The following is a 14,047-nucleotide window of genomic DNA, read 5'->3' on the forward strand; positions in this document are numbered from 1 at the left end:
CCGTGGACGCTGCGCTCCGGTGCCGAGCACGAGGTTGCGGTCGTTGTCGGGCTGACAACGAACGCAACCTCGTGCTCGACCGGCCGCAACGCGACCATCAGCAGGCCGAGGCCGCCCCGCACCGGCTCAGCCTCGCGGCAGCCGGACCTCGAACGTCGTGCCCGACGCCGGAGCGCGCCCCGCGTCGTCGGCCTCCGGTCCGTCGTCGCGCCGCGGTCCCGTGGCTCCTGGCCGCGCGAGGTCGCTCGCGGTCGCGTCGCGCACCGAGATCTCCCCGCCGTGCGCCTGGACCACGGCCTGCGCGATCGCGAGGCCCAGCCCGGTCGACCCGCCGACCCGGTTGCGCGCCGAGTCGCCGCGGCTGAACCGCTGGAACAGCGACGGCAGCAGGGCGGGCGGGATGCCGGGGCCGTCGTCGGTCACGGACAGGACCACGTGGTCCTCGCCGTCGGGCCGGATGCTCACGACGACGCGCGTGCCGGGCGGCGTGTGGACGCGGGCGTTGCCGAGCAGGTTGGTGAAGACCTGCCGCAGCCGCGCCTCGTCGCCCACGACCGTGACGTCGGGGATGTCGAACGTGTCGTCGCCGTCGGCCCAGAGGGCGTCGCCCTCGGCGAGGATCCCGTCGCCGTCGAGCGTCAGCGTGTCGACCTCGGCAGGGTCGCGGTCGCCCGTGGTCGAGCCCTCGTCCCCCTCGACGACCGGCCCCTCGCCCCCTGCGAGCGGCAGGTCGAGCTCCCACACGTGGTCGCGGCTCGCGGCGTGCGCGTCGGCCACCGCGTCGATCGCGAGGGCCGCGAGGTCGACGGGATCGCGGTCGAGCGGCCGCCCCGCGTCGAGCCGGGCGAGGAGCAGGAGGTCCTCGACCAGGTCGCCCATGCGCAGGGCCTCGGACTCGATACGGTCGAGGGCGCGCAGCGTGTCGGGCGGGACCTGGTCGGGGGAGCGGCGGACGAGCTCGGAGTACCCGCGGATCGAGGCGAGCGGCGTGCGCAGCTCGTGGCTCGCGTCGGCGACGAACTGTCGGACCTGGGTCTCGGACTCGTGCCGCGCGGTCAGGGAGGCCTCGACGTGGTCGAGCATGCGGTTGAGCGCCGCGCCCACCTGCCCGACCTCGGTCCGTTCGTCGGTGAACTGCTCGTCGACGCGGGGGATCTCCTCGACCTCACCGCGGTCGAGCGGTAGCTCGGACACGTGCACGGCCGCGTCGGCGAGCGAGTCCAGGGGTCGCAGCGAGCGGCGGACGAGCCACGTCCCGAGCACCGACGCGAGCACGATCCCGGCGGCGACGAGCCCCGCCTCGACGAGCAGGTAGCCCTCGAGCGTCTCGGTCACGGCGGCCGTGCTCATCGCGGTGATGCTGGGCTCGCCCCGCTCGGTCGTGGTCGAGACGGCCCGGAACGAGCCGAGGCCGCTCACCTCGACCGTGTGGGGCCGGTCGTCGGAGGGCACGGTCTCGAGCTCGGCGACCTGCTCGTCCGTGAGCTGCTGGAGGTTGCCCGACGCGTCGATGTACCCCGCGAACCGCACCGACCCGTTCTCGTAGACCACGTTGATGGTCCCGGCGCCCTGCCCGGGGGGCAGGGGGCTCTGGTTCTCCGTGCCCGACGACGGAGCCTCGCCCGGGAGCGTCCCGGCACCCGGGTCCTGGGCCGAGCCGTCCGACGTCGCGCCGGGCTCCGTGGGTGCGGTCGAACCGTCGGCGCCGCCCGTCGTGGTGTCCTCCGGAGCGCTCCCGGTCGTGCCGGCAGTGCCCTCGGTGGGAGGCGCGTCAGCGCCGAACCGGTCGAACGGGCCGCGCTCGGCGCGCTGGCTCGCCTGGACCAGCTCCAGGTCGAGGCGGTCGACCAGGCTCGCGCGGAGCGCGAGCGTCGAGCTGGTGGCGAGCGCGACGCTCAGGACGAGCAGGATCGCGACGAGGACCATGACGAGCTGTCGGCGCAGGGTGCGCGGTCGGGCGGTGAGCGACGCCCGGGGTGAGGTCACGCGTCAGGCCTTCGTGGCGCCGTCGGGCGCGGTGCTCGCGGTGGCCGCTGCGGCGCCCGCGGCGCCCGCTGTGCTCGACGTGCCCTCGGCGGGCTTGATGACGTACCCGACCCCGCGCAGCGTGTGGATCATGGGCTCGCGGCCCTTGTCGATCTTGCGGCGCAGGTAGGAGATGTAGAGCTCGACGATGTTGGCCTGCCCACGGAAGTCGTAGTTCCACACGCGGTCGAGGATCTGGGGCTTGGACATGACGCGGCGCGCGTTGCGCATGAGGTACCGCAGGAGCTCGAACTCGGTCGCCGACAGGTGGATGGGGTCGCCGCCGCGGAACACCTCGTGCGAGTCCTCGTCGAGGACCAGGTCGCCCACGACGACGGTCGAGTCCTCGCGGGCTGCGGTCGCCCCGCCGCGGCGCATGAGGCCGCGCAGCCGGGCCACGACCTCCTCGAGGCTGAAGGGCTTGGTCACGTAGTCGTCGCCGCCCGCGGTCAGTCCTGCGACGCGGTCCTCGACCGTGTCGCGCGCCGTGAGGAACAGGACCGGGACGTCGGGCGAGGTCGCGCGGATGCGGCGCAGCACCGAGAGCCCGTCGAGGTCGGGGAGCATGACGTCGAGCACGATCACGTCGGGACCCACGTCGCGGGCCGTGCGGATCGCGGACTGCCCGTCGAGGGCGGTCGAGACCTCCCAGCCCTCGTAGCGCAGCGCCGACGTGAGGAGCTCGGCGAGGTTGGGCTCGTCGTCGACCACGAGGACGCGCACGGGGGAGCCGTCGGCCCGGGTCAGGCGCTCGGGGGCGCGAGGCGAGACGAGGGGTTCCGTGGGCGCGGGCGTCGTGGTCATGCGTCCATGGTGCGCGCGGTGTCTCGGCGGCGCCTGTGGTGTTCCTATGAATCGACTGTGAGGCCCCGGGGGTCCCGCGCGCGGGTCAGTCGAGCGGCCGCTCCCTGCGTGACGCGGCGAGCGTCGAGGACAGGATCGCCTCGATCGCGAAGGCCGTGGCGCCGGCGAGGTCGACCGCCTCGGGGTCGAGCAGCCACTGGGTCTGGAGGCCGTCCATGACGGCGATGATCGTGCTGGCTGCGCGGTCGAGCGCGACGGGGTCGAGCTCGACGTCGTCCTCGGGCGTCAGGAGCCCGGCCTCGCGGCGCTCGGCGATCACGGTGTCGAGCGCGCTCGTGATGTCCCCGCGCAGGCCCGCGAAGCGGCGCGCGGCCCAGTCGCGCGCGGGGTGCTGGTCGGTCACGGACTCGCCGGTCAGGACGGTGTACGCCTGGACGATGCCGGGGCGCTCGGCGTTCATGCGGGCGGTCGTGACGAGGTGGCGGAACAGGTCGAGCCCGCCGGGGATGTGCTTGCCCTCGAGGTGCTCGACGTCGACGACGTCTCGGAACTCGAGGACCTCGATGAGGAGCTGGTTCTTGGAGCCGAAGTGGTGGAGCACCCCGGCGTGGGTGATCCCGACCTGCTCGGCGACCTCGGCGAGCGAGCCCTGGTGGTACCCCTTGGACCCGAAGACGCGCATGGCTGCGCGCAGGATCTCTTCGCGCCGGGCGGCGGTGCCCTTGCGCGGTCGGCGCGTGCGCGCCGGTGTGGTGGCCTCTGTCATGACCGCAACCATACTGTGATCTTCGTTGACTTACTGACTAGTCAGTAAGTGTGGTTGTATATCGGCCAGCAGACAACGCCGTCCGAACGGAGCACCTGGTGTCACTGAAGACCCACGACGTCACGACCGACGTCACCCCCGACGTCGTCGACGTCGGTGCCGACGTCGACGGGACCGAGGAACGCCTCGCGCGCCTCACCGCAGACCTCACGGTCGAGGAGAAGGTCTCCCTCCTCGTCGGCGCAGGCATGTGGACCACGACCCCGATCGAGCGCATCGGCCTGCGGGCCGTCGCGATGTCGGACGGCCCGGTGGGCGTCCGTGGCACGGGCGGCGAGTCCACCCTGGCCGACGGCTCCCCGGTGACCGCGCAGACCTCCGCGATGTTCCCCGCGCCCAGCGCGCTCTCGGCGACCTGGGACCGCGGCCTCGCGGCCCGCGCCGGCGCGCTGTTCGCGTCCGAGGCGCGCCGCCACGGCGTCGACGTGGTCCTCGCCCCGCAGATCAACCTCCAGCGCACGCCCGTGGGCGGCCGGCACTTCGAGTGCTACTCCGAGGACCCGCACCTGACCGCGGAGATCGCGGTCGAGCTCGTGCGCTCCTCGCAGGCCCACGGCGTGGGCATGAGCGTCAAGCACTACGTCGCGAACGACTCCGAGACCGAGCGCACGCGCTACCTCGCGCGCCTCGACGAGCGCACGCTGCGCGAGGTCTACCTCCCGCCGTTCGAGCGCGTCGTGCACGAGGCCCAGGCCTGGAGCGTCATGGGTGCCTACTCGGGCGTCGACGACGGCGAGACCGCGGCCCCGGTGCTCGAGCACCGCCCGCTGCTCACGGGGGTCCTCAAGGAGGAGTGGGGCTTCGACGGCGTCGTCGTGAGCGACTGGGTCGCGACCAAGACGGTCCGCGGCGCGGTCGAGGGAGGCCTCGACCTGCAGATGCCCGGCCCCGACGGCCCGTGGGGCGACGGCCTGCTCGCCGCCGTCCGCTCGGGCGAGGTCGCCGAGGGCGAGCTCGACGACAAGGTCCTGCGCCTCCTGCGCCTGGCCCACCGGGTCGGCGCGCTCGACCTCGGGGCACCCCACGCTCCCGGCACCGCGCAGGTGACCGGGTTCCAGCCCGACGACGCACCCTCCTCCGCGTCGTCGGCCCGCGACGGGCTCACGGGCCAGGAAGCGTCGGCCGCGTTCCTCCGTGAGCTCGTCGCACGCTCGATCGTCGTGCTCAAGAACGAGGCCGTGGCGGCCCCTGGTGCCGACCGGGCGGGCGGTGCCCGCGGCGCGGACGCCGGGCTCGTGCCCCTCGACCCCGCGGCCCTGGCCCCCGCCGGCCGTCCCCTGACCGTCGCGCTGCTCGGCCCCGCCGCGACCACCCCGTTCCTCCAGGGCGGCGGCTCGTCGTTCGTGGTCCCCGACCGCGTGACCACCCCCGAGGACGAGCTCCGCGCGGGCCTGCCCGAGGGCACGCGCATCCTGGTCCACGACGGTGCCCGCTCGCGCTCCAACCCGCCCGCGCTCGACGTCTCGGGCCGCTGCAGCGACCCGGTCACGGGCGCGCCCGGCCTGCGCGTCGAGCTCCTCGACGCGCACGGCGAGGCCCTCGACTCCCGCACGGCCCCGACGTGGGACGGGTGGCTCCAGGACGTCCGGGCCGACGCCGTGGCCGTGCGGGTCCGCGCGGACGTCGACCTCGAGGAGCCCGGCACGCACGAGCTCGGCATCGGCACGGTCGGCGTCCACACCGTGACGGTCGACGCACGGCTCGTCTCGACGGGCGACGTCGTCGTCAACGAGGACGTCGTCCTGAGCTCGGGTCACAACCACCCCGTGGCCCGCACCGTGGACGTCGAGGTCACCGAGCCGCGCACCGCGCGGCTCGACGCGACCCTCCAGGTGGTCCACGCCGTCGGGTACGCGTCGTTCGTCCGGGGCGAGCTCGTCCACCGGCTCCCCGGCGCGACCGCTCAGGAGCTGCTCGACGAGGCCGTCGCCGCGGCGACCGAGGCCGACGTCGTGGTCCTCGTCGTCGGCACGACCGAGGAGGTCGAGTCCGAGGGCTACGACCGCCCCGACCTCGATCTCCCGGGCAACCAGGACCGGCTCGCCGAGCTCGTCCTGGCGGCCAACCCCCGCACGGTCGTGGTCGTCAACGCGGGCGCCCCGGTCCTGCTGCCCTGGCTCGACGACGCCCCGGCCGTCCTGTGGGCGTGGCTCGGCGGCCAGGAGGCCGGTTCGGGCCTCGCCGACGCGCTGCTCGGCGTGACCGAGCCCTCGGGCCGGCTGCCCTGGACGCTGCCCGCGCGCTTCGAGGACGTCCCTGTCCCGCACGCGATCCCGCAGGACGGGGTCGTCGAGTACTCCGAGGGGCTCGACGTCGGCTACCGCGCCTGGGAGCGTACGGGCGCCACGCCCGCGGCCCCGTTCGGGCACGGTCTCGGCTGGTCCACGTGGGAGTACCTGGGCGCGACGGTCGTCGAGGACCCCGCCGGGTCCGACCCCGCCCCGTCCGGCGACGTCCTGCTCGACGTCTCCGTCCGCAACACGGGCGAGCGCACGAGCCGCGAGGTCGTCCAGGTCTACGTCGAGCCCGATGCGGCGTCGACCCCGCCCGGAGCCCCCTCCCGCCCCGTGCGCTGGCTCGGCGGCTTCGCCGTCGTCGATGCCGCCCCGGGCGAGCTCACCACGGCGCGCGTGCGCATCCCCGCACGCGCCCTCCAGATCTGGGACGTCCCCTCGCAGCAGTGGGTCATCGCTGCCGGCGGGCACGTCCTGCGAGCCGGCCGGTCGATCCGCGACCTCCGGCTCCGGGCACCACTGCCCGCCTGACCCGGGGAGCGGCGGCGTTCCCCCGCCGCAGCTCCTCGACAGCACCACCGCACGACCCGCACCACCCGCTCGGCCCCGCAGCACAGCGCACGACCCAGCCCCACCCAGCAGATGTCAGGTTCACCGCGGACCGCACGTACGGTTCGTTCAGATTTTCAGTGCAAGGAGGCACTCATGAACAAGCGCAGGATCAGCACGGCGATCGTCGGACTCACGTCTCTCGCCCTCATCGCCACCGCATGCAGCGGCGGCGGCAGCGGAGAGGGCGGCACCTCGTCGGCAGGAGGCTCGAGCGTCCTGACCATCGGGATGCCGAACGGTCCCCAGACCGACAACTCCAACCCGTTCGCCAACACGTCCTCGGCGATGTCGCTGGGCTACGCGTTCGCGATCTACGAGCCGCTGGCCCAGGTCAACACGGTGCGTCCGTCCGAGGACCCCACGCCGTGGCTCGCGAGCGAGTGGGAGTGGAACGCGGACTACACGCAGCTGACCCTCACGGCCCGTGACGGCGTCAAGTGGTCGGACGGCGAGGACTTCACGGCCGAGGACATCGCCTACTCGTTCCAGATCCGCAAGGACAACGAGGGCCTCAACACGTTCGCGCTGCCGTTCGGCGACATCACGGTCGACGGCAACAAGGTCACCGTCTCGTTCACCTCGGGGCAGTTCGTCAAGCAGGGCCAGATCCTCCAGCTCTTCGTGGTCCCCGAGCACGTCTGGAAGGACGTGGAGGACCTCACGACCTGGACCAACGAGGAGCCCGTCGGCACGGGCCCGTACACCCTCAAGTCCTGGACCGCGCAGGCCGCGACCCTCACGGCCCGTGACGACTACTGGGGCGGCGAGCTCGGCGTCAAGGAGCTGCGCTACAGCTCCTACAACGACAACAACGCACTCACCAATGCCCTGGTCTCGGGCGAGGCGCAGTGGGGATGGACCTTCATCCCCGACTACGAGAAGGTCTACATCGACGCCAACCCCGAGGTGAACAACCAGTGGGCGCCCACGGGTCTGGGCATCGACACGCTGTTCCTCAACACCGAGACCGCGCCGTTCGACGACGTCGCCGTCCGCAAGGCCGTGCAGCTCGTGCTCGACCGGGAGCAGATCTCCGAGCTCGCGTCCTCGGGCGTGTTCCCGCCCCTGACCAACGTCGCGGGGCTGCCCGAGCCCGCAGGCACCGACTTCATCACCGCGCCCTTCCAGGGCAAGGACTACACGGTCGACGAGGCCGGTGCCAAGCAGGTCCTGGCCGACGCGGGCTACACGCTCGACGGCACGACGCTCAAGGACCCCGAGGGCAACGCCGTGACGTTCACGCTGACCAACCCCACGGGATGGTCGGACTACCTGACCGAGCTCCAGATGATCGCCGACGCGGTCAAGCCCCTGGGGATCACGGCCACGGTCGAGGGCCAGAACGCCGACGCCTGGTTCACCGCGATCGCCGAGGGCGACTTCCAGGCCTCGATGCACTGGACCGACGGCGGTGCGACCCCCTGGGACACCTACTCCAACCAGATGGACGGCGCCCAGTACCTGCCGCTCGGTGAGCGCGCCATCTGGAACTTCGGCCGCTTCAAGAACGACGAGGCGACCGCTGCCCTGGCCACGTACGCCAACGCCACGGACGAGGCGGCCCGCACGGCCGCGCTCGAGACCGTCCAGCAGGTCTTCGTCGACGAGGTCCCGGCCATCGCGCTCCTCGGACGCCCGGCCGCGGCCCAGTACTCGACCAAGAACTTCGTGGGCTGGCCCTCGGACGAGGACCCGTACGCGAACCCGCAGCCGACGACGGCCAACGCGTCGCTCATCCTCACGAAGCTGAAGCCGGCTTCCTGATCGCGTGACTGCTCGTGAGTGAGGGGGCGGGGCCGTCGCCGGGCCTACCATCCGGCCTCGTTCCTCGGCCTCCCGCCAGGCCCGACCACGGCCCGGCGGCGGCCCCGCCCCCTCACGAGCAGCTGGTCAGCGCTGACTCCACCCCGTTCCCCCCAGCAGTCAGGTTCACCATGAGTTCCGACACGCACACCGCCCCGGCCGCGCCCCCGCCCGACGCGCCCGTCCTCGAGGCCCGCGGGCTCACCAAGCACTTCCCCGTCCGGGGCCTGCGCTCGAACGCCGTGGTGCACGCGGTCGACGGCGTGGACGTCTCGTTGCGCAGCGGCCAGGTCGTCGCGCTCGTGGGGGAGTCCGGGTCCGGCAAGTCGACCATCGCCCGCCTCCTGGCCCGCCTGTACACGCAGACGTCGGGCGAGATCCTGCTGCACGGCGAGCCCGTGACCGCGCACCGCGGCCGAGCCTTCCGCCGGTACTGCCGGCGCGTGCAGATGATCTTCCAGGACCCGTTCGGGTCGCTCAACCCGGTCCACACGATCCGCTACACGCTCACGCGCTCGCTGCGGATCCACCAGCCGAGGCTGCGCGGGCAGGCCCTCGAGGACGCCCTCGCGGCGCTGCTCAACCGGGTCCAGCTCCAGCCCGAGCGGTACGTCGACAAGTACCCCCACGAGCTCTCGGGCGGCCAGCGCCAGCGTGTCGCGATCGCCCGCGCCCTCGCCGCGGACCCCGAGGTCCTGCTCGCGGACGAGCCCATCTCGATGCTCGACGTGTCGATCCGCATCGGGATCCTCAACCTCCTCAAGGACCTGCGCGACCGGCTCGGCATCGCGATCCTCTACATCACGCACGACATCGCCTCGGCCCGGTACTTCGCCGACGAGACCCGGGTCATGTACGCGGGCCGCATCGTCGAGCACGGCGAGAGCGAGCTCGTCACGCAGGAGCCCGCGCACCCCTACACCCAGCTCCTGGTGCGCTCGGCCCCCGACCCGGAGAACCTCGCGGCGCAGGACCGCACGGGAGCGAACGGCGAGCCGCCGTCGATGGTCCGCCCGCCCGCGGGCTGCCGCTTCAGCCCGCGCTGCCCGTTCGCGACCGACCTGTGCCGGAGCACCGTCCCCGACCTCGTGGACGTGGGCGACGGCCGCAAGGTCGCCTGCTGGGGCTACGTGGGAGCGTCCGACGTCGAACCTGCCGAGCGGGACCTGCTCCCCGAGCTCGGCTCCGCACGAGTGGGGGTGTCGGCATGAAGTACTTCCTGCGACGCATCGTCTTCTACGTGATCACCGCGTGGGCGGCCATCACGATCAACTTCTTCATCCCGCGCATGATGGACGGCGACCCGGTGTCGTCCTTCATCAACAAGAACCAGGGCCGCATCAGCTCCGAGGCCCGCGAGTCGCTCTACGTCCTGTTCGGGCTCGACAGCGGGGCCTCGCTCTGGGAGCAGTACGTCGACTACTGGAAGATGCTGTTCTCGGGCGACCTGGGGCTCTCGATCATGCTCTTCCCGAGCACCGTGAGCGAGGTCATCGCCCAGGCGCTGCCGTGGACCATCGGGCTCGTCGGCATCGCGACGGTCATCAGCTTCCTGCTCGGCTCGTTCCTGGGCGTCGTCATCGGCTGGCGTCGTGGGTCCTGGGCCGACGGCCTCCTCCCGATCACGACGTTCTTCTCGTCGGTGCCGTACTTCTGGCTGGGCCTGGTCGCGATCATGCTCTTCTCGGTGACGTGGTCGATCTTCCCGTCGTCGGGCGCCTACCAGCCCGGGCTGGTGCCCGGGTGGAGCTGGGAGTTCATCGGCTCGGTGATCCAGCACGGCACGCTGCCCGCGATCACGATCGTGCTGTCCTCGGTCGCGGGCTGGATCCTCGGTATGCGGAACATGACCGTCACGGTCACCTCGGAGGACTACGTCACGGTCGCGCAGGCCAAGGGCCTCTCGGAGCGCCGCGTGATGTTCGGGTACGCGGCCCGCAACGCGATCCTGCCGCAGGTCTCGGGCTTCGCGCTCTCGCTCGGCTTCATCGTGTCCGGGACGCTCGTCATGGAGAAGGTCTTCTCCTACCAGGGCGTGGGCTTCACGCTCCTGCAGGCGATCGGCGCGCACGACTACCCCCTCATGCAGGGCATCTTCCTCATGATCACGCTGTCCGTCCTCGTGGCGAACATCCTCGCCGACCTCGCGTACGTGGTCCTCGACCCGCGCACCCGACAGGAGGGCTGACCGATGACCGGCATCCCCGTCCAGATGGACCACGCCCAGCTCGACAACGGGGCAGAGCCCCTCGCCCCGGAGGTGCCCAAGCGCCGCAAGGGCTCTCCCAAGAAGCAGAAGCTCCTGTTCCTGCGCAACGGCAAGTCCTTCACGGGGCTCGCGATCCTGGGCTTCTTCGCGATCCTCGCGGTGATCGGCCCGTGGATCGCGCCCTACGACCCGAGCGCGATGTCCTCGGACATCCTCCAGCCGCCGAGCGGTGCGCACTGGCTCGGCACCACGCACGTGGGCCAGGACGTGTTCTCCCAGATCCTCGTGGGCACGCGTGGCGTCATGATCGTCGGCTTCATCGCGGGCATCGGTGCGACGCTCCTGTCGATCCTCGTCGGCGTGAGCGCGGGCTTCCTGGGGGGCGTGAGCGACGAGCTGCTCTCGTCGCTGTCCAACATCTTCCTCGTCATCCCGGCGCTGCCGCTGATCATCATCGTCGCGGGCCAGCTCCCCGACGCGGGCGGTCTGACGGTCGCGCTCATCCTGGCGGCGACGAGCTGGGCGTGGGGCGCACGCATCCTGCGTGCGCAGACCTTGTCCCTGCGCCGTCGCGACTTCGTCGAGGCCGCGCGCGCCAACGGCGAGTCGACGTGGCGCATCGTGTGGTTCGAGACGCTGCCGAACCTCACGGCCATCATGGCGTCGAGCTTCGTGGGCACCGTGACGTTCGCGATCCTCATGCAGACGACGCTGGCCTTCATCGGCGTGACGTCCATCTCGGACTGGAACTGGGGCACCATCCTCTTCTGGGCCGAGCAGCAGCAGGCCCTCTCGCGAGGTGCGTGGTGGTGGTTCGTCCCGGCGGGCCTGTGCATCGCGATGCTCGGCATGGCGCTGACGCTCATCAACTTCGGGATCGACGAGTTCGTCAACCCGCGCCTGCGCTCGACGGGCGCGAGCCCGCGCGCCCTGCGCAAGCGCCGCATCTCGCCGCGCATCGGCTTCACGGCCGTGGTCCGCGAGGGGGCTCCGGCGTCGTCCGGGGGGAGCGCCACGACCACCAGCAGGCCCGACGGCGCCACGCGCCCGGGTGCGTCTCCCGCCTCGACCGGTGCGACGTCGTCGGGCACGGGGACGAGCGCGACCACCACGGGCGGGCCGGGCACCCCCCGGCCCGGGACCTCGCACGACGACCGTGACAACGACGGCACGACCACACGCAAGGAGAGCGTCCGATGACGGTCACCGACCTTTCCCCCGCCGGCGCTCCCACCGGGACCGGCAAGCCCGTGCTCGAGATCCGCGACCTGCACGTCGCCTACGGCTACGGCCCCGAGCCCGTGCGTGCCCTGCGCGGTGTGAACCTCACGCTGCACGAGGGCGAGGTCCTCGGCATCGCGGGCGAGTCGGGCTGCGGCAAGTCGACTCTCGTCTACGCCGCTACCCGCCTCCTGCCCCCGCCCGGCCTCATCACGGGCGGCGAGGTCCTGTTCCACGGAGGAACAGGGGCCACGGGCGACGAGCCCGTCGACATCCTGCGCATGAGCGACAAGGAGCTGCGGCGCTCGCGCTGGCAGGACACGGCCATCGTGTTCCAGGGCGCCATGAACTCGCTCAACCCGGTCTACCGGGTCGGCAAGCAGCTCACCGACGCGATCGCGGCCCACCGCCCCGGGATGTCGCGCTTCGACCGCAACGAGCGGGCCGGCGAGCTGCTGTCCATGGTCGGGATCGCGAAGGACCGCATCTCGGCGTACCCGCACCAGCTCTCGGGCGGCATGCGCCAGCGCGTCATGATCGCGATGGCGCTCGCGCTCGAGCCCAAGGTGCTCATCATGGACGAGCCCACGACCGCGCTCGACGTCGTGATGCAGCGCCAGATCGTCGAGCAGATCATCGAGCTGCGCGACCGCCTGGGGTTCTCGGTCGTGTTCATCACGCACGACGTGTCGCTGCTCATCGAGGTCGCTGACCGGATCGCGATCATGTACGCGGGCGAGATCGTCGAGCAGGCCTCGGCGAGCGACGTGTACCGGCGCCCGCGCCACCCGTACACGCACGGGCTGCTCAACTCGTTCCCGCCCCTGCACGGTCCCAAGCGCCCGCTCGTCGGGATCCCCGGCTCGCCGCCCGACCTCCAGGCGCTCCCGAGCGGGTGCCCGTTCCGGCCCCGCTGCGCGCACGTCATGGACGCGTGCGCCGAGGTCCATCCCGCACTGGGCCCCACGTCGCTGGGGCTGCCCGGCGTCGGGGAGCCGGGCCGCTCGGTCGCCTGCCTGCTGCACGAGGGCCAGGGCGAGCTGCCCGCCGAGCTGCGGGTCTGAAGCCGCCAGGGTCGGTGATCCCCTGGCCGCGGGGGCGCCCAGTCGTCCCCGTGCGCAGAGCCGGCCGGTACCCCGCGTCGGGTGCCGGCCGGCTCTCGGTCGTCGCGGCGGAGCGGGACGCGGCTCTGCTCCTCGTCCGGTCCGGCTGCCGTGACCTGCCCCTTCTCTTCGCCAGATCCCCACACCCGGTGACCTACCGTTGACGGGTGACCTCCCCCCTCCCGACGCCGTCCAGGCCGTACCCCGCCCAGGGGTACGCCCCGCCGCCCGCTCCTTCGCGGGTCGTCGCGCCGAACCCCGCCCGCGCGCCGCGGTCGGCAGCGACCAACGTCGGGGCGCGGGCCGTGGCCGGCCTGGTCGCGGTCGCGGCGGTCGTCGCGTACGCGGTGGTCTGGCGCTACTTCGTCCTGTCGGCCGCGGGCCAGCACCTCGACCAGGCAGCGCTCCGCGGTTCGGACTACGGCCAGGGTCGGCTCTGGGAGCTGGCCGAACCCGTGCTCGACGTGGTCTCGGTGAGCTTCGTGGTGCTGGGCCTCGGCACGGCCATGGGCATCGCGTTGCTGCGCCGCCGGTGGGGACTGGCGGTCCAGGTCGCGTTCGTCGTGGTCGGCGCCAACGTCTCGACCCAGATCCTCAAGAAGGTGCTGCTCGAGCGGCCCAACCTGATCGGCGACTGGGGCGTGGGCAACACGTTGCCCAGCGGGCACACCACGGTCGCGGCCTCGGTCGCCGTGGCCCTGCTTCTCGTCGTCCCTCGAGCGGCGCGTCCGATGATCGCGGTCCTCGGCGCGACCTACACGGCAGCGACCGGGGTCTCGACCCTCATCGGCCAGTGGCACCGCCCGAGCGACGTCGTGGCCGCGGTGCTCGTCGTGACGGCCTGGACTGCGCTCACGCTCGCGTTCACGCCGACGAGCGCTCTCGACCGTGTGCCGCCCGGACGCAGCAGCTCCTATCCCGGATCGGTCGTCGTCGGGGTGCTCATGCTGGTCGGTGCCGCGTTCGCGGCCGTCGCTGCGGCCTGGTGCCTGCGTGAGGTGGCCCCGGCGAGCTGGGACATGACGGACCTCGCGGAGACCACGGCCTACGTCGGGGGTGCGTTCGGGGTGGTCGCCGCCACGGCGGGCGCCTTCGCGGTGCTCCTCCTGCTCCGGCAGGCGACGTCGCGCCCCGCCCGGCCCTGAGGGGGCGTCCGCAGGACGTGGCCGCGATGGTGGTCCACAGTCGATAAGGTGCCGCCTGGCGTCGG

At 72.4% G+C, this 14,047-nt stretch carries 10 protein-coding genes; 7 read left to right on the forward strand and 3 right to left on the reverse strand.

Annotated features, from left to right (window positions below; translation table 11 throughout):
- Positions 1-126: 126 nt before the first annotated feature.
- The 3 genes from H9641_RS02635 to H9641_RS02645 all read right to left on the reverse strand — a co-directional run bounded on the left by H9641_RS02635 (position 127) and on the right by H9641_RS02645 (position 3,595).
- A complete protein-coding gene (locus H9641_RS02635; protein WP_191801126.1) occupies positions 127-1,926 on the reverse strand; it encodes a sensor histidine kinase in 1,800 nt (599 codons plus the stop codon).
- 63 nt (positions 1,927-1,989) lie between these two features.
- Positions 1,990-2,829 (reverse strand): response regulator transcription factor, encoded by an 840-nt coding sequence (locus H9641_RS02640; protein ID WP_318244346.1) that lies wholly within the window; start codon positions 2,827-2,829, stop codon positions 1,990-1,992.
- An 85-nt stretch (positions 2,830-2,914) separates the two neighbouring features.
- A complete protein-coding gene (locus H9641_RS02645; RefSeq protein WP_139107917.1) occupies positions 2,915-3,595 on the reverse strand; it encodes a TetR/AcrR family transcriptional regulator in 681 nt (226 codons plus the stop codon).
- A 98-nt stretch (positions 3,596-3,693) separates the two neighbouring features.
- On the opposite strand from H9641_RS02645, the gene H9641_RS02650 reads away from it, so the two are divergent.
- The 7 genes from H9641_RS02650 (at position 3,694) to H9641_RS02680 (ending at position 13,982) form a co-directional block, all read left to right on the forward strand.
- A complete protein-coding gene (locus H9641_RS02650; RefSeq protein WP_318244347.1) occupies positions 3,694-6,420 on the forward strand; it encodes a beta-d-glucosidase in 2,727 nt (908 codons plus the stop codon).
- A gap of 174 nt (positions 6,421-6,594) precedes the next feature.
- Positions 6,595-8,265, forward strand: coding sequence for an ABC transporter substrate-binding protein (locus H9641_RS02655; protein ID WP_191800779.1), 1,671 nt, complete (start codon positions 6,595-6,597; stop codon positions 8,263-8,265).
- Between the two features lie 170 nt (positions 8,266-8,435).
- Positions 8,436-9,515: an ABC transporter ATP-binding protein gene (locus H9641_RS02660; RefSeq protein ID WP_191800780.1), complete on the forward strand. Its 1,080-nt coding sequence runs from the start codon at positions 8,436-8,438 to the stop codon at positions 9,513-9,515.
- Positions 9,512-10,492 (forward strand): ABC transporter permease, encoded by a 981-nt coding sequence (locus H9641_RS02665; protein ID WP_191800782.1) that lies wholly within the window; start codon positions 9,512-9,514, stop codon positions 10,490-10,492. Before H9641_RS02660 ends, H9641_RS02665 begins: the two co-directional genes overlap by 4 nt.
- Before the next feature lie 3 nt (positions 10,493-10,495).
- Entirely contained in the window at positions 10,496-11,713 is a 1,218-nt protein-coding gene (locus H9641_RS02670) for an ABC transporter permease (RefSeq protein WP_318244348.1), read from the forward strand.
- Positions 11,710-12,798, forward strand: a complete 1,089-nt coding sequence (locus H9641_RS02675) for an ABC transporter ATP-binding protein (protein ID WP_191800784.1) — start codon at positions 11,710-11,712, stop codon at positions 12,796-12,798. Before H9641_RS02670 ends, H9641_RS02675 begins: the two co-directional genes overlap by 4 nt.
- 206 nt (positions 12,799-13,004) lie before the next feature.
- The gene (locus tag H9641_RS02680) at positions 13,005-13,982 is read left to right on the forward strand and encodes a phosphatase PAP2 family protein (RefSeq protein WP_318244349.1); all 978 of its coding nucleotides are present in this window, start codon (positions 13,005-13,007) and stop codon (positions 13,980-13,982) included.
- Positions 13,983-14,047 lie beyond the last annotated feature (65 nt).

It is taken from the genome of Oerskovia merdavium (assembly GCF_014836755.1).
In the GTDB taxonomy this organism is placed as follows: domain Bacteria; phylum Actinomycetota; class Actinomycetes; order Actinomycetales; family Cellulomonadaceae; genus Oerskovia; species Oerskovia merdavium.